This window comes from Komagataeibacter swingsii (genome assembly GCF_003207895.1).
Lineage (GTDB): Bacteria > Pseudomonadota > Alphaproteobacteria > Acetobacterales > Acetobacteraceae > Komagataeibacter > Komagataeibacter swingsii.
Genome location: NZ_NKUB01000001.1, coordinates 250,097 through 272,852, shown reverse-complemented (window position 1 = coordinate 272,852; position 22,756 = coordinate 250,097). Strand labels below are relative to the sequence as shown.

25 protein-coding genes are annotated in these 22,756 nt (G+C 65.6%); 9 read left to right on the top strand and 16 right to left on the bottom strand.

Translation table 11 applies throughout. The features are described 5' to 3' along the window. Nucleotides 1–16: 16 nt before the first annotated feature. From pstB to ispH, 9 genes are all read right to left on the bottom strand, one after another. Entirely contained in the window at nucleotides 17–802 is a 786-nt protein-coding gene (gene pstB, locus CFR76_RS01285) for a phosphate ABC transporter ATP-binding protein PstB (protein ID WP_110555457.1), read from the bottom strand. Then, on the bottom strand, nucleotides 799–1,707 hold the full coding sequence (gene pstA, locus CFR76_RS01280) for a phosphate ABC transporter permease PstA (RefSeq protein ID WP_110555456.1): 909 nt from the start codon (nucleotides 1,705–1,707) through the stop codon (nucleotides 799–801). The genes pstB and pstA overlap by 4 nt, the downstream gene beginning before the upstream one ends. Beyond that, complete coding sequence (gene pstC / locus CFR76_RS01275) at nucleotides 1,708–2,670, bottom strand: phosphate ABC transporter permease subunit PstC (protein WP_110555548.1); 963 nt, start codon at nucleotides 2,668–2,670, stop codon at nucleotides 1,708–1,710. A gap of 179 nt (nucleotides 2,671–2,849) precedes the next feature. Further along, entirely contained in the window at nucleotides 2,850–3,749 is a 900-nt protein-coding gene (locus CFR76_RS01270; RefSeq protein WP_110555547.1) for a nucleoside hydrolase, read from the bottom strand. A 59-nt stretch (nucleotides 3,750–3,808) separates the two neighbouring features. Further along, nucleotides 3,809–4,588 carry an ABC transporter permease gene (locus CFR76_RS01265; protein WP_110555455.1) on the bottom strand — a complete coding sequence of 260 codons (780 nt, stop codon included), beginning with the start codon at nucleotides 4,586–4,588 and terminating at the stop codon, nucleotides 3,809–3,811. Then, a complete protein-coding gene (locus tag CFR76_RS01260) occupies nucleotides 4,585–5,310 on the bottom strand; it encodes an ABC transporter ATP-binding protein (protein ID WP_110555454.1) in 726 nt (241 codons plus the stop codon). The genes CFR76_RS01265 and CFR76_RS01260 overlap by 4 nt, the downstream gene beginning before the upstream one ends. After that, entirely contained in the window at nucleotides 5,307–5,813 is a 507-nt protein-coding gene (gene rnhA / locus CFR76_RS01255; RefSeq protein ID WP_110555453.1) for a ribonuclease HI, read from the bottom strand. The genes CFR76_RS01260 and rnhA overlap by 4 nt, the downstream gene beginning before the upstream one ends. Then, a complete protein-coding gene (locus tag CFR76_RS01250) occupies nucleotides 5,813–6,781 on the bottom strand; it encodes a homoserine kinase (RefSeq protein WP_110555452.1) in 969 nt (322 codons plus the stop codon). The genes rnhA and CFR76_RS01250 overlap by 1 nt, the downstream gene beginning before the upstream one ends. 13 nt (nucleotides 6,782–6,794) lie before the next feature. After that, entirely contained in the window at nucleotides 6,795–7,784 is a 990-nt protein-coding gene (gene ispH / locus CFR76_RS01245) for a 4-hydroxy-3-methylbut-2-enyl diphosphate reductase (RefSeq protein ID WP_244151031.1), read from the bottom strand. Between the two features lie 263 nt (nucleotides 7,785–8,047). Between ispH and CFR76_RS01240 the strand changes: the two genes are divergently transcribed. The 4 genes from CFR76_RS01240 to CFR76_RS01225 all read left to right on the top strand — a co-directional run bounded on the left by CFR76_RS01240 (nucleotide 8,048) and on the right by CFR76_RS01225 (nucleotide 12,664). Then, nucleotides 8,048–8,626: a hypothetical protein gene (locus tag CFR76_RS01240; RefSeq protein ID WP_025438965.1), complete on the top strand. Its 579-nt coding sequence runs from the start codon at nucleotides 8,048–8,050 to the stop codon at nucleotides 8,624–8,626. A gap of 9 nt (nucleotides 8,627–8,635) precedes the next feature. Then, a complete protein-coding gene (locus tag CFR76_RS01235) occupies nucleotides 8,636–10,573 on the top strand; it encodes an OPT family oligopeptide transporter (RefSeq protein ID WP_110555451.1) in 1,938 nt (645 codons plus the stop codon). A gap of 66 nt (nucleotides 10,574–10,639) precedes the next feature. Then, nucleotides 10,640–12,313, top strand: coding sequence for a M3 family oligoendopeptidase (locus tag CFR76_RS01230; protein WP_110555450.1), 1,674 nt, complete (start codon nucleotides 10,640–10,642; stop codon nucleotides 12,311–12,313). A 54-nt stretch (nucleotides 12,314–12,367) separates the two neighbouring features. After that, on the top strand, nucleotides 12,368–12,664 hold the full coding sequence (locus tag CFR76_RS01225) for a hypothetical protein (protein ID WP_025438968.1): 297 nt from the start codon (nucleotides 12,368–12,370) through the stop codon (nucleotides 12,662–12,664). Here CFR76_RS01225 and CFR76_RS01220 read toward each other — a convergent pair. Then, on the bottom strand, nucleotides 12,659–13,609 hold the full coding sequence (locus CFR76_RS01220) for an SAM-dependent methyltransferase (RefSeq protein ID WP_110555449.1): 951 nt from the start codon (nucleotides 13,607–13,609) through the stop codon (nucleotides 12,659–12,661). The two genes, CFR76_RS01225 and CFR76_RS01220, sit on opposite strands and share 6 nt — an antisense overlap. Beyond that, a complete protein-coding gene (locus tag CFR76_RS01215; RefSeq protein WP_038508174.1) occupies nucleotides 13,606–13,983 on the bottom strand; it encodes a DUF423 domain-containing protein in 378 nt (125 codons plus the stop codon). Before CFR76_RS01215 ends, CFR76_RS01220 begins: the two co-directional genes overlap by 4 nt. Nucleotides 13,984–14,650: 667 nt before the next feature. On the opposite strand from CFR76_RS01215, the gene CFR76_RS01210 reads away from it, so the two are divergent. After that, nucleotides 14,651–15,211, top strand: a complete 561-nt coding sequence (locus CFR76_RS01210) for a DUF4142 domain-containing protein (protein ID WP_110555448.1) — start codon at nucleotides 14,651–14,653, stop codon at nucleotides 15,209–15,211. A gap of 46 nt (nucleotides 15,212–15,257) precedes the next feature. Further along, complete coding sequence (locus CFR76_RS01205) at nucleotides 15,258–15,830, top strand: cob(I)yrinic acid a,c-diamide adenosyltransferase (RefSeq protein WP_110555447.1); 573 nt, start codon at nucleotides 15,258–15,260, stop codon at nucleotides 15,828–15,830. 18 nt (nucleotides 15,831–15,848) lie between these two features. Here the strand turns inward: CFR76_RS01205 and CFR76_RS01200 are convergent, their stop codons facing one another. Continuing rightward, a complete protein-coding gene (locus CFR76_RS01200; RefSeq protein ID WP_110555446.1) occupies nucleotides 15,849–16,424 on the bottom strand; it encodes a gluconokinase in 576 nt (191 codons plus the stop codon). Nucleotides 16,425–16,840: 416 nt separating this feature from the next. Between CFR76_RS01200 and CFR76_RS01195 the strand changes: the two genes are divergently transcribed. Together CFR76_RS01195 and CFR76_RS01190 are read left to right on the top strand one after the other, a co-directional pair. After that, a complete protein-coding gene (locus CFR76_RS01195; RefSeq protein ID WP_110555445.1) occupies nucleotides 16,841–17,500 on the top strand; it encodes a hypothetical protein in 660 nt (219 codons plus the stop codon). A gap of 19 nt (nucleotides 17,501–17,519) precedes the next feature. Next, complete coding sequence (locus CFR76_RS01190; RefSeq protein ID WP_110555444.1) at nucleotides 17,520–17,999, top strand: hypothetical protein; 480 nt, start codon at nucleotides 17,520–17,522, stop codon at nucleotides 17,997–17,999. 26 nt (nucleotides 18,000–18,025) lie between these two features. Here the strand turns inward: CFR76_RS01190 and CFR76_RS01185 are convergent, their stop codons facing one another. From CFR76_RS01185 to gluQRS, 3 genes are all read right to left on the bottom strand, one after another. Next, on the bottom strand, nucleotides 18,026–19,252 hold the full coding sequence (locus CFR76_RS01185; protein WP_110555443.1) for a pyridoxal phosphate-dependent aminotransferase: 1,227 nt from the start codon (nucleotides 19,250–19,252) through the stop codon (nucleotides 18,026–18,028). Between the two features lie 5 nt (nucleotides 19,253–19,257). Then, nucleotides 19,258–20,460 carry a pyridoxal phosphate-dependent aminotransferase gene (locus CFR76_RS01180; RefSeq protein ID WP_167402024.1) on the bottom strand — a complete coding sequence of 401 codons (1,203 nt, stop codon included), beginning with the start codon at nucleotides 20,458–20,460 and terminating at the stop codon, nucleotides 19,258–19,260. A 66-nt stretch (nucleotides 20,461–20,526) separates the two neighbouring features. Then, complete coding sequence (gene gluQRS / locus CFR76_RS01175) at nucleotides 20,527–21,405, bottom strand: tRNA glutamyl-Q(34) synthetase GluQRS (RefSeq protein WP_110555441.1); 879 nt, start codon at nucleotides 21,403–21,405, stop codon at nucleotides 20,527–20,529. Between the two features lie 221 nt (nucleotides 21,406–21,626). On the opposite strand from gluQRS, the gene CFR76_RS01170 reads away from it, so the two are divergent. Then, nucleotides 21,627–22,187, top strand: a complete 561-nt coding sequence (locus CFR76_RS01170; protein ID WP_010506513.1) for an HNH endonuclease — start codon at nucleotides 21,627–21,629, stop codon at nucleotides 22,185–22,187. Between the two features lie 27 nt (nucleotides 22,188–22,214). Here the strand turns inward: CFR76_RS01170 and CFR76_RS01165 are convergent, their stop codons facing one another. After that, nucleotides 22,215–22,529 carry a hypothetical protein gene (locus CFR76_RS01165; RefSeq protein ID WP_110555440.1) on the bottom strand — a complete coding sequence of 105 codons (315 nt, stop codon included), beginning with the start codon at nucleotides 22,527–22,529 and terminating at the stop codon, nucleotides 22,215–22,217. Nucleotides 22,530–22,756 lie beyond the last annotated feature (227 nt).

Sequence of the window (22,756 nt, the reverse complement as noted above, 5' to 3'; positions counted from 1 at the left end):
TGTAAGGCATGCCCGCCTAGCCGAAACGACCCGTGATGTAGTCCTGCGTGCGGTTTTCACGCGGCGCGGTGAACATGCGGTCGGCGCTGTCCACTTCCACCACCTCGCCCATATAGAAAAAAGCCACCTGGTCGGCGCAGCGCGCGGCCTGCTGCAGGTTGTGCGTCACGATGGCGATCGTGAAATCCGCCTTCAGCTCATCCAGCAGTTCCTCGATCCGGGCGGTGGATACGGGGTCGAGCGCGCTGGTCGGTTCATCCAGCAGCACCACTTCGGGCCGGGTGGCGATGGTGCGCGCGATGCACAGGCGCTGCTGCTGCCCGCCCGACAGCGCCGACGCCGAGTCGCGCAGCCTGTCGCGCACCTCCGGCCACAGGGCGACGCGCCTGAGCACGTCCTCCACCCGGGCGTCCATGGCCGCGCGGTCAAGGCGTTCGTGCAGGCGCACGCCAAAGGCGATGTTGTCATAGATCGACATGGGGAAGGGCGTGGGCTTCTGGAACACCATGCCCACGCGCGCGCGCAGCACGTTCAGGTTCACCCGGGGGCCAAGGATGTTGCAGCCATCAAAAATGACCTCCCCCGTCGCGCGCTGGCCGGGATAGAGGTCGTACATGCGGTTGAGCACGCGCAGCAGCGTGGACTTGCCGCACCCCGACGGGCCGATCATGCCGGTCACCTGCCCCTGCGGGAAGTCGATCGAGATATTTTTCAGCGCGTGGTTCGCGCCGTAATAGAAATCAAGGTTGCGCACCGAGATCGCGGCTGGCACCGGCTGTTTTTCCGCCACTGTCATGTTCATTTCCTGTTACGTCCCAACCCCAGCCGCACGGTTATGTTGATCATGAGGATACCCGCCGTAATCAGCAGCGCGCCGGTCCATGCCAGCGCGGTCCAGTCCTCGTACGCCGCGCCGGCGTACTGGTAGATGGTGACCGGCAGGCTGGCCATGGGGGCGGTGGGCGAGACCGACCAGTTCATGTTGCCAAGCGAGGTGAACAGCAGCGGCGCCGTCTCGCCCGATACCCGGGCCAGGGCCAGCAGGATGCCCGTCGCCACCCCGTCGCGCGCGGCGCGCAGGCAGACAAACAGGATGACCCGCCACCGTGGCGCGCCCAGCGCGATCGCGGCCTCGCGCATCGACAGCGGCACAAGGCGCAGCATGTCTTCCGTGGTGCGCACCACGACCGGCACCACCAGCATGGACAGCGCCAGCGCCCCCGCCATGCCGGAAAAGTGGCCCGTCGGCACCACCACGATCATGTAGATGAACAGCCCCACCAGGATGGACGGGGCGGACAGCAGCAGGTCGGATACGAACCGGACCAGGTTGATGAACCGCCCGTCGGTGGCCGTGAATTCCGCAAGGTAGATGCCCACCAGCAGCCCCACCGGCGCGCCGATCAGCACCGCAAGCCCGGTCTGGATCAGGCTGCCGGCAATGGCGTTGGCAAGGCCGCCCCCCTGCCCCGGCGGCAGGGTGACATGCACGAAGGTGACCCAGCGCAGGCCGCCCACCCCGTTGCGCACCAGCACGAACAGGATGGAAAACAGCATGAGCAGCACAAGGACCGTGGCGGCCCAGCACAGGCCCGTCGCCACCCGGTCGACCATGCGCCTGCGCATGTCCGACAGGCTGTTGCCCTGCCACCGGCCCGATGCGCAGGGCGCGATGGCGGCCTGCGCCACGTTATCGCGGCCCGCCATCTATCGGCCCGCCGAGCGGGTGCGCAGCAGCAGCCGCGAACAGACCAGCGTTCCAAGGGAAATCAGCATAAGCAGGAAACCCGCGGCCATGAGGGATGAAAACTTCAGGCTTCCCATCGCGCTTTCGGGAAATTCCAGCGCGATCAGCGATGCGATGGTGTTGCCGGGGGAAAACAGCGACCAGCCGATATGGTTGGCGTTGCCGATGACGAATGTGATCGCCATCGTCTCCCCCAGCGCGCGGCCAAGCCCCAGCATGATCCCGCCGACCACGGATGTACGCGACCACGGCAGGATGATGCGGCGCACGACCTCCCACCGCGTCATGCCCAGCCCGTAGGCGCTTTCCTTCAGCACGGCGGGCATGGACAGGAACACGTCGCGCATGACGGCGGAAATGAACGGCGTGATCATGACCGCCAGGATCATGCCCCCCGTCAGGAAGCCGGTGCCATAGGGCGCGCCACGGAACAGCGGGCCGATGCCCGGCATGCGCCCCAGCGTATGGCTGGCGAATGGTTCCACGTAATGCGCCATGAACGGCACCAGCACCGCAAAGCCCCACATGCCGAAAATGATGGATGGCACCGCCGCCAGAAGCTGGATGAGCGTGCCGATGACGCCCGCGATACGCGCCGACGCGATTTCGGTCAGCCAGACCGCGATGCCGAAGGCCAGCGGCACCGCCAGCGCGATGGCCAGCAGGGCCGTGACCAGGGTGCCGAACACGGGGGCGGCGGCGCCAAAATGCTGGGTTACGGGATTCCAGGCCTTGTCGATGATAAAGGCCGGACCAAAGGTCGCGAACGCGCCGCGCGCGCCCCACGCCATGACGGCCACCATGCCCCCAAGCCCCAGCAGGATCAGGGCGGCGGCGCAACGCACGATGGCGGCGAACGCGGCATCACCGTTTCCCCTTGCCACCCCCATCAGGGCTGAAGGGGATGTTGCAGACCGATCCATACAGAAGACCTCCGCGCCGCCACACGCTTCACTGTTCTCAACATTCGCGCCCGCGGACGCACCGGAATGCGGGGACCAATACTGGACGGAACGGCGGTTCTGCAACCGTCATGATCGCCTGTGGCCCAAGTTTGCACCAGATCGTTGTATTTTTGTGCAATTCCGCAGGCCCGGACCGGTTACTTGCACGCGCTCAGCAGCAGGTCGCGCAGCACGCCGCGCACGGCCTCGACCGACAGGCGCTCCAGCACCAGCGCGTTGGGCTGGACACCGGGCGGCCCCATGCGCCGCGCCACGGTCATGCCACGGGTAAATTCGCCACGGCATTCCACATCGACATGCGCCAGGTGGCCGCTGAACAGGCCGGGGCTGAGCAGCGCCAGCAGCGGGGCCACGGCCCGCAGCGAAACATCCACCCCGCTACCCCGCGCGCCCCCGTTACGCGCCGCCGCCAGTTCGGCATGCACCCGCCCCGCGACGGAGGCCGGCAGGCGGCCCATCGGTTCAAGCTGTTCCATCCACACCGCATCCGCCTTAAGGCGCGCCGTGCAGTCCAGCGGCACAAGGGTCACCGGCACGCCCGCCGCCAGCACCACAGACGCGGCTTCCGGGTCGGCCGCGATATTATGTTCGGCCACAGCCGTGGCGTCGCCATGCACGTAAAACGCCCCCCCGTTCACGATCACCCCATGCAGGTGCGCCGCAATATCGGGGGCCTGCACCAGTGCCAGCGCAAGCGTGGTCAGCGGTCCGGAACAGCATAGGCTGACACTGTCCGCCGGGCATGCGCGCACCGCCTGCAGCAGGTGCAGCGCGCCCAGGCCGTCCTGCCCCGCAGGCAGGTCATGGCCCGTACCCCCGGCCAGCGGCCCCGGGCACCCGGCATGCACGCCCACGTCATCCAGCCCGTACTGGCGCAGCATGTCGCGCGCATGGGCCTGCGCCACCTCGACTTCGGTGGCCCTGCCGCTGAACAGCACCAGCACCGGGCGCACATGGTCGGGCACCTGCAGCGCCGCCAGCAGGGTCGCCATGCCCTGCGCGCCGGGTGTCAGGTCAAGAATGATGGGGCGAGTCATGGGCATCCGTCCTCCAGTGGGTTGCGCGATCATCGGTGGTGGTGGCGTGTTACAACAGTTCAGTCAACATCCGCATGCCGGGGCAGCCAGTACAGCGCGTGCGCCAGCGCCCGGTCCACGCCCCACCACAGCAGCACGGTCATGGCCGCCAGCACCGCGAGCGCGGCGAACATGAGGTCCGTCTGGAATCGGGTATTGGCCGTCTGCATGAGGAACCCCAGGCCGGACGACGCCCCGACCCATTCCCCCACAACCGCCCCGATCGGGGCGATGGCCGTGGCCATGCGCACGCCCGATGCAAAGGACGGCATGGCGGCGGGCAGGCGCACATGCACCAGCACCCGCCACCGCGTGGCCCCCATGGTGCGGGCAAGGTCCATCCACCCCGGTTCGGTCTGGCGCAGGCCATCGCCCAACGCCGACGTGACGGGAAAGAAAATGACCAGCACCGCCATGACCACCTTGGAGGCCATGCCGAATCCGAACCACAGCACCAGCAGCGGCGCCAGCGCGAAAACCGGCACCGCCTGGCTGAGCAGCACCATGGGCATGACCCACCGCCGCAGCGGCGCGCAGACCGCCATGCCGATGGCCAGCACGCTGCCCGCCCCGATTCCCAGCACAAGGCCAAGGACCGTTTCCTCCAGCGTGGTCACGGCGGCGGGGGCCAGTTGCGCGCGCTGCGTCCACAGCGCGCGCGCCACCGCATCGGGACCGGGCAGCATGTAGGGCGGCACATGCCCCCAGCACGCCAGCGCCCACCATGCGGCCAGCAGCCCGGCCAGCGTGACAGCCGGGCGCAGCAGGCGCATGCCCCGTGCCGCAGCCGTGCCGGTCATTGCATCATCCGCCGCAGCAGCACGGACTGCGCCGCCAGCACGCCCGGGTCATCCACCGCGCGCGGCACGGCCCCGGCCGGGACACCCATGGCGTCCAGCCGCGCGGGATGCCCGGACATGAGCAGCATGCGGTCCGCCAGCCGGCAGGCTTCCAGTGGGTCATGGGTAATCAGCACCACGGTGCGCCCCGCCAGCATCCGCCCGGCCAGATCCTGCATCCGTGCCCGCGTCACGCTGTCCAATGCGGAAAAGGGTTCATCCATCAGCACGACGGGCCGGTCTTCATACAGCACGCGCGCCAGTGCGACGCGCTGGCGCATGCCGCCCGACAGCGTGCCCGGCAGGGCCGCCGCGCGCGATGACAGCCCGACACAGTCCAGCAGGCGCCCCGCCCTGCCCCGGTCCGCCCGGTCGCCGCGCAGGCGCGCGCCCAGCATCACGTTGTCCATGACAGTGGCCCATGGCAGCAGCAGGTCCTGCTGCCCCATCCACGCGACCCGCCCGGCAAGCGGCTGCCCGTCCGCCGCCGCCACGCGCCCGTAATCCGGCATGACCAGCCCGCCCAGCATGCGCAGCAGCGATGTCTTGCCAACACCGCTGGCCCCCAGCAGCACGGTCATGATCCCGGCCCCGAAGCACAGGTCCAGGTCCCGGAAAAGCGGTGCGGCCCCGAAGTCCAGCCCCACCCCTTCCAACCGGATGGCAGGGGGCGGGGCCATCATTTTCCGCTCTTGCGCCGGGGATAGGGAATGCCAAGCGCATCACGCGCGGCGGTGGCCATCTGGTCCACGCGTTCGTTGTTCACGTCGCCGGAATGGCCACGCACCCATTTCCATTCAATTTCATGCTTCGCGCTGACATCCAGCAGCCGCCGCCACAGGTCCATGTTCGCCACCGGGTCGCCCGATGCGTTGCGCCACTTGCGCCGCACCCAGCCCGTGCTCCACCGCGTGATGCCATTGCGCACATATTCGCTGTCGGTGTGCAGCACGACACGGCAGGGACGCTTCAGCGCCTCCAGCGCCTCGGCGGCGGCGGTCAGTTCCATGCGGTTGTTGGTGGTTTCCGCCTCGCCGCCCGACAGTTCACGTTCCTGCCCGCGACAGCACAGCAACGCCCCCCAACCACCGGGGCCGGGATTGGGCTTGCACCCGCCATCGGTCCAGATTTCCACCAGATCGGTGGCGGGGGCCGCGTTTTCGACAGGGGCCGCGTCCTCGTTCATCACAGGAAACCTTCATCCATGCGGGACGCGAAGAATTCCATGCGCGCCAGATATTCCAGCGGGTCCTTGCGCGTCACCAGCGCATCCGCGGGCGTATTGATCCAGTCATACAGGCGGGTGAGCGTGAAGCGGATGGCCGCCCCGGTGGCAAGGGTGGCAAGGGCCGCGTCCTCCGCATCCTCCAGCGGGCGGACATGGCGGTAGGATTCCACCATGGCGCGCGCATGGGTTGGCTCAAAACGGCCCGTGTCGTCAAAGCACCAGGCATTGATGGTAATGGCCAGGTCGTAGGCATACCAGTCGGTGCAGGCGAAATAGAAATCAATGATGCCCGACAGCCTGCCGTCACGGAAAAAGACATTGTCGGGAAACAGGTCGGCGTGGATCTGCCCGCGCGGCAGGGACGGGTTGCCGCCCGTGCCGGGCCATGCGGGCAGCACGCGCGCCAGCGTATCGCCAATCGCGCGCACCAGGCCGGGGCGGACCTCATCCCCCCGTGCCCGGCAGGCCTGCAGCAGGCCGGTCCATGCCTGCGGTCCCATGGAATTGGGGCGTTCGGCCACGTAGCCTTCGCCCAGCAGGTGCAGCCGCGCCATGGCCGCGCCCACCTGCGCGCACATGTCCGCATCGACCACCCGCGCGCCACGGCCGGGCAGGAAGGTGGTGATGGCGGCGGGACGGCCGGACAGCGTGCGCAGCGTGCGCCCCTGCCGGTCGGCCACCGGCAGCGGGCACGACAGGCCATGCTGCGCCAGGTACTGCATAAGCCCCAGGAACCATGGCAGTTCATCGGGGTTCACCCGACGCTCATACAGCGTCAGGATGAAGGTGGCCTGTGTGGTCTTCAGCAGGAAGTTGCTGTTTTCCACACCTTCCGCAATGCCGTGGCAGGCGACGGGCCTGCCGATGTCATAGCCTTCCAGAAACGCAGCCAGCGCATCTTCCGGCACTTCGGTATAGACTGCCATGTGGGGATACGGTTCAGCCCAGCGGCGCCGGCAGGCGGAAGGCCACGTTTTCTTCCTTGACGGTGATTTCCTCGATCTCAAGCGTGAACCGCTTGGCCAGGGCCGCCACCATCTCCTGCACCAGCGATTCCGGCGCGGACGCGCCCGCCGTGATCCCCAGCGTCGCCACACCGTCCAGCGCCGACCAGTCCAGCGCGTTCAGGCGCGGCACCAGCAGCGCGCGCGGCGCGCCCGAACGCTCGGCCACTTCGCGCAGGCGCTGCGAGTTGGACGAATTGGGCGAACCGATCACGATCACCAGGTCACAGCCCGGCGCGATCGCCTTGACCGCTTCCTGCCGGTTGGTGGTGGCGTAGCAGATGTCCTCGCGCCGCGGCCCCTCGATCAGGGGGAAGCGGTCGCGCAGGATGTCCACGATTTCCGCCGTGTCATCGACCGACAGCGTGGTCTGGGTAATGAAGGCCAGGCGCGCGGGGTCGGCGGGCTGGACGGTGCGGGCTTCCTCGGCGTCGTTGATCAGGGTGACGGCGCCGGGCGGCAGCTGGCCCATCGTGCCGACCACCTCGGGGTGGCCCGCATGGCCGATCATCAGGATATGGCGGCTTTCGGGGCCGCCATCGGCGAAGTGGCGCTCGGCCTCGCGGTGGACCTTGGACACCAGCGGGCACGTCGCATCCAGGTACAGCAGGTTGCGGCGCTCGGCCTCGGCGGGCACGGTCTTAGGCACGCCGTGGGCGGAAAACACCACCTGCCCGTCGGCGGGGACTTCGTCCAGTTCCTCGACAAAGATCGCGCCCTGCGCTTCCAGCGCCTCGACCACGGTGCGGTTATGGACAATCTCGTGGCGGACATAGACCGGCGCGCCATAACGGCGGATCGCCTCCTCCACCACGCGGATGGCGCGGTCGACGCCGGCGCAGAAACCGCGCGGGCCTGCCAGCAGCACTTTCAGGACACGGGGCGGTGCCTCGGTGGGGGCGGTATTATCGGGCGTATGAATCATCTGGTCGGGCATGGTGTTCCCCAAACATCCGGCGGGCGGTATAGGATACGGGCCGCGATCTGCTACAGTTCCGGCGCCGGTCTCCCGTGCGATGGTCCCGGCCCTACGCAAACCGCGGCAATGGCGCAAGCCATTTTCCCGTTGATCCTAACGTACTGTGCCATGTCTGTCCTCCCCCGTCGCCCTGCCGGCATTGCGTTGCATCCCGGCCACCCCCCGCAGGGCGGGCCTCTGTCCACACCTGACCTACCCGGAATACCCGCATGATTCCTGCCCTTGTGCCATCACGCCTGTCACGAAACGCCCTGACGATCTGCATGCTGGGAGCGGTGTCCCTGCTGGCTGGCTGTTCAGGCGAATCCGATTCGATCGATTTCGCCCCGGCCTGCCCCGTGGTGGAAATCCCCGGTGAGGCCGCCGATTACTACCAGTATTCCGGCAGCGACCATGACGTGACCCACCTTGTCGCGCGCGCCAGCCTGACCCGCGTGGTCGGATCGTGCGAGGCGGGGGAGAAGCGCACCGTCATGACCAACATGAAGATCGGGCTGCATGTGGAACGCGGCCCGGCGTCGAGCGTGAATTTCGTCAACATCCCGTATTTCGTCGCCGTGGTGTTCAATGGCGAGATCAAGAGCAAGAAGGAATTCGTCGCCCACGTGTCATTTGACGACGGGCGCATGCAGGACCTGACTCACACCCGCAACATCCCCATAACCCTGCCGGTGTCGCGCCATATCCACAGCGACCAGTACCATATCGAGATCGGCTTCCAGCTGACCAAGGCGCAGCTTGACTTCAACCGCGCGCATCTTGTCATGCCGACCTTCCACAAGATGTAAGGGGCCGCCTTGGCCAGACATTCCCAGCCATCCGAACTGACATGGCGCGGCATCGTGATCGGTGCGCTGATCACCGTCGTCTTCACCGCGTCCAATGTCTATCTGGGGCTGCGGGTCGGGCTGACCATCGCCACCTCCATTCCCGCCGCCGTCATTTCCATGGCGGCGCTGCGGGTTCTGGGCGGGGGCACGATCCTTGAAAACAACCTGGTCCAGACGCAGGCTTCCGCCGCAGGCACGCTGGCCTGCGTGTTCGCCAGCCTGCCCGCGCTGGTCATGGCCGGGGTGTGGCGGCATTTCCCCTTCATGCTGACGGCGCTGCTTACGGCGGCGGGCGGCATGACGGGGGTACTGTTCACCATACCGCTGCGCCGCGTCATGCTGGCGGACCCGGCCCTGCCCTTTCCCGAAGGGGTGGCGGCGGCCGAGATCCTGCGCGCCGGCGCGGCGCGGGAGGACCAGGGCGGCATCCGCGCCCTGATGCATAGCGGCATGCTGGCGGCGGCCCTGACCTTCGCCACCGCCGGCCTGCGCGTGCTGGGCGACGGCATGACGGCGACCGCCGTATGGGGCATCTCGGCCTTCCGCCTGTCACTGGGGTTTTCACCGGCACTGCTGGGGGCGGGCTACCTGGTCGGGCTGGAAGGCGGCATCGCGATGCTGACGGGGGCGATGCTGACATGGGAAGTCATCGTGCCCGTCATGGCGCATGTCCAGCCCAACCCGGCGGCCCTGCCCGCCAGCACGTTCGCGACCAGCCTGTGGAAGGACAAGGCACGCTTCATCGGCGTGGGGCTGATCGGGATCGCCGCGATCTGGACGGTGCTGCGCATGGGCCGCCCGCTGCTGGCCAGCGTGCGCGTGCTGCTGGCGCGCAGGCAGGGTGATGCCTGCGCCAGCCGCACCGAAACCGACCTGTCGCCACGCGCCATGCGCGCCATTGCCGGTCTCGTGCTGGTGGTGATCGGGGGGCTGTTCTTCATGTTCGCCCATGCCAGCGTGGCCACCCTGCCCGCGCTTGCGGCGACCCTGGCGGGGCTTGCGTGCTGCATGGGTGTCGGGCTGTTCGTGGCGGCGGCGTGCGGGTACATGGCGGGGCTGGTGGGGTCTTCGTCATCCCCCATTTCCGGCGTCATCATCCTGGCCGCCATGTGCCTGTCGGGCGTGTTCGTGGTGCTGCGCGCGCTGGGGCTGTTCGCGGGCATGGAAGGGCAGCATTTCGCCATCGGGTTCTGCCTGTATGCCCTGACCGCCGTCACCGCGTCCGCCGCGATCGCCAATGATAACCTGCAGGACCTGAAAACCGGCGCGATGGTGGGGGCGACGCCGTGGAAGCAGGAAGCCGTGCTGCTGGTCGGCTGCGTGACCGGGGCGGTCATCATTCCGCCGGTGCTGGACGTGCTGTACCAGACCTATGGCTTCGTGGGCGCGATGCCACGCGCGGGGATGGACGCAAGCCACGCCCTGGCCGCGCCGCAACCCGCCCTGCTGCTGCTGATTACATCGGGCATTTTCCTGCACCAGCTTGACTGGAACATGCTGCTGCTGGGGGTTGCGGCGGGCTGCGTGCTGATCGGGATTGACGCGGGCCTGCGCCGCATGGGGCGTGGCGCGCTGCCACCGCTGGCGGTGGGGGTTGGCATCTACCTGCCCATGAGCGTTTCCGTCACCCTGGCCATTGGCGCGATCCTGGGCCATGTCGTCACCCGCCTGAACGCGGGCGCGGGCAGCCATCAGGGCACCATGATCGCATCGGGCCTGATCGTGGGGGAAAGCCTGACGGGGGTGGTGCTGGCCAGCCTGTCCGCGCTGAGCGGGCGCGACAGCCCGCTTTCGCTGCTGCCCCCCGGCATGGACACGACAGTCACCACCATGACGGGACTGGGGGCGTTCTGCGCGCTGTGCGCGTGGTTCTGCGCCATGCAGCTACGGCAGGGCCGCCGGTAAGCGCGACAGATAATACAGATAATCCGGCATGGACGCAGGCAGGGTTTCCATGGCACCCTGCCGCGCATGTTGCGCCATTTTGACAGCCTTGATTTCCCACGCCCCACGCGCGACGCGCTCGGGCTGCGTTTCGGCCAGGTCTCGACCCTGCTGGACCAGGGCAACGTGGCGGACGCCGCCCGCCTGTTTGATACGATCCGCCGCGATTACGAAAGCTGGTCCGCGCTGGTTGACCTGCGTTTCGCACAGGACACCACCAGCCCCGGCGCCCGCGCCGACCGCGATTATGCCGATGCCCTGACGCCGCATGTCACCGCGCATGAAGTCGCGCTGAAGCGCAGGCTGCTGGAATACCCCGACCCCACGGCGGTGGCCCAGGCGATCACCCCCCATACGCTGGAACTGTGGCGGACCGACATCACCACCTTCGACCCCCGCATTGCCGACGCGCTGGAGGAGGAAGCCCGGCTGAGCGGCGAATACACCGCCCTTCTGGCCAGTGCGCGCGTGGCAATCGACGGCACCCATGTCAACCTGTCCGGCCTCGCCCCTTATGCCGAAAGCACGGACCGCGCCATGCGCCGCGAGGCGGAACGGGCCAGGTGGGCGTTTTTTGAACAGAACGCCACGCGGCTCGACACCCTGTTTGACCAGATGGTCCACCTGCGCCACGGCATGGCGGAAACGCTGGGCTATGACAGCTATATCCCGCTGGCGTACCGCCGCATGCGCCGGGTGGATTACGGGCCTGCGGATGTCGCGCGCTTTCGCGATGACGTGCATGAACACGTCGTGCCACTGGTCCATGACATCCTGCAAAAGCGGTGCGAGACGATGGGGTGGGACGTCCTGTATTCATGGGACGAACCGCTGATCGACCCCAAGGGCAATCCGCGCCCGGCAGGCGACCACGATGTGCTGCTGGCGCGCGCGCAGGCCATGTTCGACCGCATGGGCGGCGATCTGGGCGCGTTTTTCGGGCAGATGCGCGATGGCGGCTACCTGGACCTGGTCAACCGGCCCGGCAAGGCGGGGGGCGGGTTCTGCACATCCTTCCCCACGGTGGGCATGCCGTTCATATTCGCCAATTTCAACGGCACGCAGCACGACATCAACGTGTTCACCCATGAAATGGGCCATGCCTACCAGAACTGGAAAAGCCGCAGCCTGCCCGCCGTTGACCTGCTATGGCCGACCATGGACGGGGCCGAAATCAATTCCATGGCGCTGGAATTCCTGACATGGCCGCATATCGACCTGATGGTGGAAGCCGGACAGGGCGACCGCTTCCGGCAGATGCACCTGATCTCGTCGCTGTCGTTCCTGCCCTATGGGGTCTGCGTCGATCACTTCCAGACCGAAATCTATGCCAACCCGCACATGACGCCGGCGGAACGTCACGCCACATGGAAGCGGCTGGAACAGCACTACCTGCCATGGCGCGACTATGGCGGCCTGTCGCACCCGGCCATGGGGGGGCGGTGGCAGGCGCAGGGGCATATCTACCGCTCGCCCTTCTATTACATTGATTACGCGCTGGCGCTGTGCTGCGCGATGCAGTTCTGGATCCGCAGCCGCACGGACATGGATGGCGCATTGCAGGCCTATGTCGCGCTATGCGCGCAGGGTGGGGCGCAACCTTTTACCCGGCTGGTCCGTTCAGCGGGGCTGAAGTCACCCTTCAAGCCGGGCACGCTGGCTGACGTGGTCCGTACGGCGCGCGACATCCTGAACGCCTGACACCCGACGCGCGCCCGCGCGGAACGGCTGCCATCATTACATCAAGGGAAAGCCATGACGCCCAACCCGCCTGCCACCGTGGCCCGGACCGTGTGCAAGACGGTGGCGGTGCTTGTGCTGACGGGGCTGTTCATGCTCAGCCTGCGTTTCAGCGCCACCGTGGCGGGCATGGTGGACCGCGTGGCCGGGACGGGCATGTGGCTGGCGCTGTACCGCCTGGCCGGGGCGAATGACGCCACCGCGCAGGAACAGCTGATCGTGATGGCTGTCGCCCTTGTGTGCTGCCTGCTGGCGATCGGGGTGGTGGAAGTGGCGGACAGGCTGATCAGCCGCCGCCATACCGCCTCATGACGGGTCGCGCTGCCAGAAAAAGGTCAGTTCATGCTTGTTGTGCCACAGGTGCAGCACCCGGCCGCCGGGAATGGCGGCAAAGGCATCCGCCGTGTCGTGGTCGGTTTCACCCTGGAACTTGATGGTCATGACAATGCGCGCGGCCCGGCCCGACGCAATCCACCGTCGCGCCAGCGCCAGCAGGCGGGCGGGATAGGCGATGATATCGGAAAACAGCCAGGCCACGGGATCGCAGCTTTCCGGGTCCAGCCCGAACGCGCTTTCGTACCGGCATGTCACGTTGGGCAGGCTTGCGACGTTTTCAGCCAGGGGGGAGCGGTCAATGGCGGTGACATGCGCCCCGCAACTGGCCGCAACCCATGTCCAGCCACCGGGACAGGCCCCAAGGTCAATGCAGCTTTCCCCCGCTACCGGCCAACGGCCCAGGCGCAGCAGGGCTTCCCACAGCTTGAGATAGGCGCGCGAGGGCGGATCGGTTCGGTTTTCGACAAACGGGACCTCGCCATTCACGAAAGGCGAGGACTTGGTGCGCGACAGGAGCAGCCGGTCCGCCGAAAGCAGCGTCCATGCCCCCAGATGCGCATCCGGCCCGACGGCGGGAAAGGGAAGGGGTTTTGGCCGCAGCGGCGGCAGCGCGTCAGCAACCAGCGCGCTGCGACGGTGCAGCGTTGGCACGTATCCGGCCCAGTTGCGCTGGATCGCCCGCATGATCCGCGCTGCCCCCTTGATGGACGGAACCGCATGTTCTTCCGGCGCGTCCCATATGTCCAGCGCCCACAGGCAGGCCACCGGCGGCGCGCCAGACAGCGCCAGACGCCCGTGCCAGCACAGGTCGCCTGCGCCCCGGCGGGCCAGTTCCTGTTCCATGACGGCCTCAAACCCCGGTGGCGCCAGATAGGCGCTGCGCACTGTCCACGGCGGCGATGTTATGTCCGTCGCGCTCATGAACGCATGACCCCGACGGCCAGAAGCAGCCATGCCAGCATGAGCATGCTGCCCCCCGTGGGGGCGACCGGGCCGGGATGAATCCCCCAGAACGCGGTCAGCGCAACACCCACGCTGAACAGGACGGTACCCACCGCCATCATGCAGCCGGAGACCGAAACCAGCACCCTGCACCCCTGCTGGACCATCAGGACCGAAATGCCGATAATGGCCAGTGCGTGCCACATCTGCATCTGTATGGCCTGACGGGCCATGTCCCGCCCCCCTTCGGCAAAGAAACGGTCGGGTAGATGAGCGGTCAGTGCGCCCCCCATGACACTGGAAAACGCGGCCAGCGCCGCAAAACACAAGAGGAACCTGACAACAGTAGGCATTCGGTCTATCCGCAAAACAGGGTGACAACCCGCATCGGGCGCGGGCGGCCACACCCTACTCCGCGCATGGGCCGATCGTATAGGCCGCAGCGGCGGGAAGCTGTCGTGCCTGGCACCGCCAGCAGGGAATTCCGTTCATGCACGCGCCCTGCCCCGGGCAGGTCAGGCCGGTTTTGCGGGGTTCACCCAATCCGGGCGCGCGCGGGACAGATCGCAGGAATGGTCGCGGCAGGTTTTTTTCAAACACTGCGGAGGAAGGCACGGCCGGAAATTTTCATTGCCCCATCAATACGTCATCTTCCAGCAGTTCCTGGCGTCATTACTGTGGGAAACACAGGAAACCGGCCAAAAACCATCCTGGACATGGAATATAAATTCGAAACAAAGAATAGATTACTTTTTATTTATTTTCATAAAACATGTTCATCCCGATGCAACATATCACCATGGACATCCTGACAGCTTCCATATTTATTGATATTATTATTCAGGTTATTATGGTTCCAACCGGAAAACAGCGGATTTTATTATCATGCCGCCCACCATGGTCCATTCCGGAATACCCGTGGCAACCCGCATGCCCGCTTTGTATGGTCCGGCAAAACTGATAAAGCGGGATGGCATCCAGTAAAGCGGCCTGAGTTTTACACATGAGGAAGATGACAATATGAAACATCACGCGGCCTGGTTCCTTTATGCGTCCGTCAGCCTTCTTCCTGCCGTCGCCATGGCCCGTCCCGCGCCTGCCCCCGCGGCGGCGACGGCGGCGGCCCCGACATTGCCGCCGCTGACGGAATCGGATTCCACCTTTGCCGAAAACGTTTCCGCGCTGAATACATTCGAAATGACCATTTCAAAAATGGCCACGACGCAGGCCAAGCGCCCGAAAGTGCAGGAATTCGCTGAAAAATCGCTGAAAATGCACACGGCGAACCAGAAAGCCCTGTCCACCATGACGCTGAAGCACGGGCTGGAACTGCACAAGGAGATGAGCCAGGACGAGGATGAGGTCGCAGCCGACCTGAAGACCCAGAACGGGACCAAATTCGACCGCACCTACCTTGACCTGCAGGCCCAGGCGGCAAGCGACGCGCTGGCGATGTTCCAGAACGAAGCGGAGTCAGCCAGCGACCCGGACCTGAAGGCCTACGCCTCCGCCACGGCCGACACGCTGCAGGCCCACCTGAACGAAGCCATGAAGCTGGGGGCCAGCAAGCCCGCCCGATAGCCATGGCCACCAGATCAGGATACCGGATTTACAGGCGGACGCATTCATGACCATTCGCATCGACCGCATCGTGACGCGCGGCGGGGACACGGGACAGACATCGCTGGGCAACGGGGAACGGGTGCCCAAGGATTCGGCACGGATCGAGGCGCTTGGCGCGCTGGATGAAGCCAACGCCATCATCGGCCTGCTGCGCGGCACCCTGCCCGCTGGCCGCAACGCAGCCTTCATTGCATGGTTACAGGGGCTGCTGTTCGATATTGGCGGCGCGGCCTGCATGCCTGCCAGCCCGCCCCGTCCGCTTCCCCATGCCGTGGCCGCCCTGCAGGCCATGGAAAACGAGATCGAACGCCTGCGCGCCGATATCCCGCCGCTGCGCAGCTTCATCCTGCCCGGCGGCACGCCCGCCGCAGCCCACGCCCACCTGGCGCGCACCGTCGTGCGCCGGGCGGAACGCAGGCTGGCGACACTGGCGCGGCAGGAGGATATCGGCGCCGATATCCCCGCCTGCATGAACCGCCTGTCGGATTACCTGTTCGTGCTGGGGCGCCACCTTAATGACAACGGGGCGGCCGACCTGACATGGGCGCCCGCTTCCCCGCCACCCGACCCGGCCTGAACGGCCGGGCCGCCTGCATCACACAGGCAGGCCGGACAGGTGCGCGCAGGCCTGTTCCGCCAGATGGTCCTGCGCCGCATTGACATCCAGCACCATGACGACCTCATCATCCATGTCCGGTTCCTCCAGCGTGGCGAACTGGCTGTCCAGCATGGTGGCCGGCATGAAATGCCCCATCCGCTGCCCCAGACGCGGGGCGATATCGTCCCTGCCGCCCTTGAGATAGACGAAACAGACATCATGGCTGCCGCTGCCGATATGCTCGCGGTATTTCCGCTTCAGCGCGGAACAGGTCACGATCCCGCGCTGACCCGTGCCCTCCCATTCCCGGACCTGCCGGGCGATCCGCTCCAGCCATGGGGCGCGGTCCCCGTCCGTCAGGGGGATGCCACTGCTCATCTTGGCGATGTTGTGCGCGGGATGCAGGTCATCGCCCTCGATCACGGGCCAGCCCAGGCGTCCGGCCATAAGCTGGGCCACGGTACTCTTGCCGCAGCCCGAAACCCCCATGACGATCAGCACGCGCGGCTGGCTGCCCTGCCGGAGCCTGCGTGAAAGGGAAACCGGAACCGCCTGCTGGTCGATGTTACACATTCCGCATCCTGTCGGATATTATCAGGAAAACCCATACCAGGCCCTATCTGGACCAGACAGCCACCCGAACGCAAGCGGCTGGGCGCAGAAGGGCCACATACTGCCAGAATATAAGGTGTTATTTTTATACATCATTTAATTGGCAGGTGGAGACATATGCCAGATTATATTTATGCATCACTGTTATATCATATTATATAAATAGTATTTTACTTAAAAATATCCATCAATAATAAATGGCACTTTATTTTGTTATATTATTCCTTATGCCCTTGCGCAAGTTGGGGGAAAAGAATTATATATTCAGTCAATCACCTAAAAACAGGCACCATTGGTACACTGGTTGTAGGAATAGATTCCTAAATATCATTTCAGCCACACCGTTCATGGTGCATTGAATTATCGAGAGTTCCGCTGTGTCACCATACAATGATTTTCTTTCCTTCCCGAAAGAAGAAGACCAGAACGCCCATCGGGAAGAAGTAAATGAATCCGCATTCCGGCAGGCCCTTGAACGGCTGGGCAAGGGCAAGCCCGCGCCCCGCGGCGCAGGCGGCGCAAAGACACCAGTAGCCAAGGCCCGCCCGGCCCGCCAGGCCGACCCCACGCAGCGCCGGCGCAAATTCGTGCAGGATGGCGATGTCCGGGTCGAACACCACTCCCTCGCCACCGGGCGCGCCACCCCGCGCGCAATCCATGCGCAGCAGGAAGACCGTGGCGAGATCGAACATCTGCGCCACAAGGTGCAGTTTGAACAGAAACTGCGCGAACAGGCCGAACTGCGCCTGTCGGAAGCACAGGCGCAGATCCGTTCCCTGACCACGCGCATCGGCCATGCCGATGTCATCGCGGCGGAGCACAAGGACAGGCTGGCGGCGCGGGATGCTGAATTACTGGCCGCGCGCGCCGACCTGTTCAATGCCCGCGAAGAAAACAGCCAGTTGCGCGAAGAAGTGACACGCCTGAAATCAAGGCAGCGCACAGTAGAAACCCGCCCCACGCCAGCACAGGCCACCACCCCGCAGGACGAGACGCCAGCGGACGAACCTGAACCCGTCAAGTGGTGGCTGCGCTAGGCGCAGGCGGCGCAACCGCATGACCCCGGCAGACCCGCAACACAACCCTGCGGCGCGACAACGCCAGGTTGGACTTGTCATTGTCGCGACATGTACTTCCGCCAGCCTGGCCATACTGGTCCTGCTGCCGCTGGTCAGCGGGCTGGTCAACCTGCTGCGCGACATCCTGGGCGTGCTAATCCTGCCCTTTTCATTCATGTTCGGGCTGGGCGGCGAAGGCGGCCAGTCGCCCGCCCTGCTGCGCCTGCTGTCGGATATGGGCATGCAGACACAGGCCCACCCGCTACGGCTGGGCGGGGCGGCCATACTGGAACTGGCCGCCGTCTTCCTGTTTGTCATTGCCGAACGGCTGGGTGGCCGTACGGGTTACATGGGGGCCTGCATTGCATCCGCCGGGGCGATTGTCCTGTCGGGGCTGCCACTGGCCATGCCGCTGCTGCCCGCCATCGTGACGGAGGGGGTCTTCCTGCTCTGTCCCCCCTCACCCGACCCGGACTGACCGCGCGCCCACGGCCGTGATGGATGTCAGGTCAGTCCGTCCACAAAACGCGCGATCCGCGCGCAGCTTTCCTTCAGGATATCGTCACTGGTGGCGTATGACAGGCGCAGGTAAGGCCCCTGCCCGAAGGCCGACCCATGCACCACCGCCACGTGCTGTTCCGTCAGCAGGGCGATGGCGAAATCCTGATCCGTTTCCAGCCTGTGGCCACCGGCCGAAACACGCCCCATGCACCCCGCAATACCCGGATAGGCATAGAACGCCCCATGCGGCATGGCGCAGGTCAGCCCCGGTATGGCGCGCAATGTGGACACCACCATTTCGCGCCTGCGGGCGTAGACTGCGCACATCTGCGCAATAATGTCCGCCGGGCCATCAAGCGCCGCCGCAGCCGCCGCCTGGCTTATGGAACAGATGCCCGATGTGGCGCTGCCCTGTATGGCCGTCATCGCACGGATCAGGGGCACGGGACCGCCCACATAACCCACCCGCCAGCCGGTCATGGCATAGGCCTTGGACACGCCGTTCAGCGTCAGGATACGGTCTTTCAGGTCCGGCGCCACGGCGGCCAGGGAATGATGCCGCAACCCGTCATACAGCAGGTGTTCGTAAATCTCGTCCGACAGGATGTGGACATGGGGGTGGCGACGCAGCACCTCGGCCACGGCCTCCAGGTCGGCCTGTCCCATCGTCCCGCCGGTCGGGTTGTTGGGAAAGTTGAGGACAAGCCATTTGGTGCGCGGCGTAATGGCCGCTTCCAGTGCCTGCGCCGTCAGGCGGAAGCCATCCGCCTCGTGGCAGTCGGCGTAGACCGGGGCGCCCCCGAACATCTGCACGATCAGCGGGTAACTGACCCAGTAAGGGCGGGGAATGACAACCTCATCCCCCGGCTGCACCGTCGCCATGAAGGCATTGAAAATGACCTGCTTGCCGCCATTGGACACCATGATTTCGGCGGGCGCGTAGTCCAGTCCGTTTTCACGCGCGAATTTGCGCGCAATGGCCGCCTTCAGCGCGGGCGTGCCGTCAACGGGCGGATATTTTGTCTGCCCGTCCAGCGCCGCGCGGTGGGCGGCCTCGATCACGGCGGCGGGGGTGGCGAAGTCAGGTTCCCCCAATGCAAGGGAGAGAACCTTCTCCCCCTTCGCGCGCAGGTTGCGCGCGCGCTGGGCCATGGCGATGGTGGCCGGTACCGTCAGGCGGTCCATCCGCTGTGCAAAAAACGGATGGGTACGGTCTGCATCCTGATCCATGTCCCTTACCGCAGGCCGGCGCAGAAACGCTGGATGCGCAGGCAGGCTTCCTTCAGGCTGTCGGTATCGGTGGCGTAGGAAATGCGGAAATGCCCGGCGAACATGAACGCGCTGCCATGCACGGCGGCCACACCTTCCTCATCCAGCAATGCGGTAACGAAGGCCTCGTCCGTGTCGATCAGCGTGCCGCCCGCGCTGGTCCTGCCAAGGCAGCCGACAAGGGACGGAAAGACATAGAACGCCCCTTCCGGCACCGGGCAGTGCAGGCCGGCAGCCTCGTTCAGCATGCCCACCACAAGGTCACGCCGCGCCTGATAGGTGCTGACCATGGTGCCGATGAAGTCCTGCGGGCCGGTCAGGGCTTCCACCGCCGCCGCCTGGCTGATCGAACACGGGCCGGATGTGGACTGGCTCTGCAGTTTGTTCATCGCGCGCGTCATCTGCACGGGGGCCGCGGAATAGCCGATGCGCCAGCCGGTCATGGCATAGGCCTTCGACACGCCGTTCATGGTCACCGTACGGTCGCGCAGGCGGGGTTCCACCTCCACCACCGTGGGCGCGCGAAAGCCGTCATAGACCAGCTTGTTGTAGATATCGTCGGTCAGGACCCAGACATCGGGATGGCGCAGCAGCACGTCGCACAGGCCACGCATTTCCGCGGCGGAATAGGCCGCACCCGTCGGGTTGTTGGGGGAATTGAGCAGCAGCCAGCGCGTGCGCGGGGTAATGGCCGCCTCCAGCTCGGCAGGTTGCAGCTTGAAGGCGTTTTCCGCGCTGCACGGCACGATGACCGGCGTGCCCTCGGCCAGCGAGACGATATCGGGATACGACACCCAGCACGGCGCGGGAATGATGGCCTCATCCCCCGGATTGATGGTCGCCACCATGGCGTTATAGATGATCTGCTTGCCACCGTTGGAGACGATCACCTCGTCCCACGTATAATCCAGGCCGCTATCGGTGCGGAACCGTTCGGCAATGGCGCGGCGCAGGGCGGGCGTGCCCGCGACGTCGGTGTATTTGGTCTCGCCCGCCGCGATGGCCTGCATGGCCGCCTTCTTGATCGTGTCCGGGGTGTCGAAATCCGGCTCGCCGGCGGAAAGGCTGATAATGTCCTTTCCCGCCGCCTTGAGCGCACGCGCCTTGGTTGAGATGGCGATCGTCTGGCTGGGGCTGATCCGGTCCAGCCGGGCGGCGGTAAGATCCATGATATCAAGATCCATCAAGAGTGAATAAAGACGGGCCGGCACGCGACCGGGCAACGGGCGCATAGCCTAGTGCGAACACGCAGCGGTGGAAACAGCGGATATGTGATCGGGCATGCCGGCTGCGGCGCATACCTGTTGTGGCGTCATGCCCGCCGCGCGCATGGCGCGGATGGACACCGCGCCATCGCGCTTGGCCAGCCGCCGGCCCGTGTCATCACATAGCAGGGGATGGTGGCTGTAACACGGCGCGGGCCAGCCCATGGCATGCTGCAACAGGCGGTGCAGCGCGGTGGCGGCCATGAGGTCCTCGCCCCGTGTTACAAGGCTCACGCCCTGCAACGCGTCATCATGCGTGACGCACAGGTGATAGGACGCGGGCACGTCCTTGCGCGCCAGCACCACGTCGCCAAACAGGTGCGGCTGGCACATGCGCGGGCCATGGCCAAGTTCATGCCATGTCAGCTCCCGCGCGCCGGGCAGGCGCATGGCCGCCGCCATGTCCAGCCGCAGCGCATGCGGCACCCCCGCCGCAAGCCACTCCGCCCGCAGCGCGCGGTCCATATGGCGGCACGTGCCGGGATAGACCAGCGTGCCATCGGGGGCATGGTGGGGGGCGCTTGCGGCTTCGGCAATGTCGCGCCGGGTGCAGAAACACGGATACAGCAGGCCACGCGCCCGCAGGCTGTCCAGCACGCGGCGGTAGTCCGCCATGTGCCGCGACTGCCTGCGCACCGGCCGTGGCCATGACAGCCCAAGCCAGCCAAGGTCCTCGTACAGGTCAGTGATGAATTCGGGGCGGCAGCGGACCGTGTCGATGTCTTCCACGCGCAGGAGGAAGGTCCCGCCCGACTCCGCTGCCCTGCGCCAGCCATGCAGGGCCGATGCGACATGGCCAAGGTGCAGGTGCCCCGTGGGGCTGGGGGCAAAACGGGTCGTGACTGTCATTATCGAACCAAAACAGCAAGATAGTGGAAAAATCCACGACTTTCCTGCTTTCCTCCATCCAGGAAGGGCGCCCAGCGGCCCCACGCGCGCGACTTGCCACGCCATGCGGGGTCTGCAATAGATTCCTACAGTTATCTGACGACGACGCACAACCACAGGCGTTCGCTTCGCTACAGAATACGCCTGAGCCTTGTGCGCGGCATTCGGAAAGGAATGCGTCCGTGCCCTGTGACAGTCAATACCTGCCTGCCCTGGTCCTGAATGCTGATTTCAGGCCACTTTCCTACTTTCCGCTTTCCCTGTGGTCATGGCAGGACGCGATCCGCGCCGTCTGGCTGGACCGTGTATCGGTGCTGAGCGAATATGACACCGTCGTACGCTCCCCCACCCACAGCCTGCGCCTGCCCAGCGTCATCGCGCTGAAGGACTATATCCCGTCCGCCCGCAAGCCCGCCTTCACCCGCTTCAACGTCTTCCTGCGGGACAATTTTTCCTGCCAGTACTGCAACACCCGCTTCCCGACACAGGAACTGACGTTCGACCACGTCATCCCGCGCAGCAAGGGCGGACGGACAAGCTGGGAAAACGTCGTGACCGCATGCAGCCCGTGCAACCTGATCAAGGGATCATACATGCCGCACCAGATCCGCATGTATCCCGACCGCACGCCCACACGCCCCACCAGCCGCAGGCTGCAGGAAAACGGCCGCGCCTTCCCGCCCAACTACCTGCATGAAAGCTGGCGCGACTATCTGTACTGGGATACCGAGCTGGAAAACTGAACGGGCCGGGGCACAGGCCCCGACACGTTATTTTGTATAGCTGTAACCGTATTCGTCCGCCATCTTCTGCAGATCGGGCGCGCCACGCAGCCTGAGCGGCAGCGGCTCGGCGTGCTTGTGGTTCTTGCTGAAGACGAAGTTGTGGTCGCTCATCCGCTGGCAGGTATTCGCCGCGATGGGGAAGCTGAGCTGCATGGTGGTGCCCATCTGTTCGCGCAGGCACTTCACGTCGCTTTCAAAAGGCTTGCGCCCGATTTCAGCGGTGCAGCCACATACCATAACCAGCCCGCATGCCAGCAGCCCGAGGCGGGCGGACATTTTTTCCACGATTTTCAGCTTCATTTCGACCCCGTCGCTTAAGCGGTGCCGACACTGCCACGAAAGCGCCCAGCGCGATAGGGGACATGAAGGCCATCCGCGCCCTGCCCCGTCCGCAGCGCATAGGTCCCCCACACCCAGGGCCGAGCATGAAAGACAAACATACCAGCCCATGAAATACAGCAAAGGGCATGCAGGCATTAACTGAATGCATAGGTGATATTACCGTGAATTGGATGACAGATCACGCT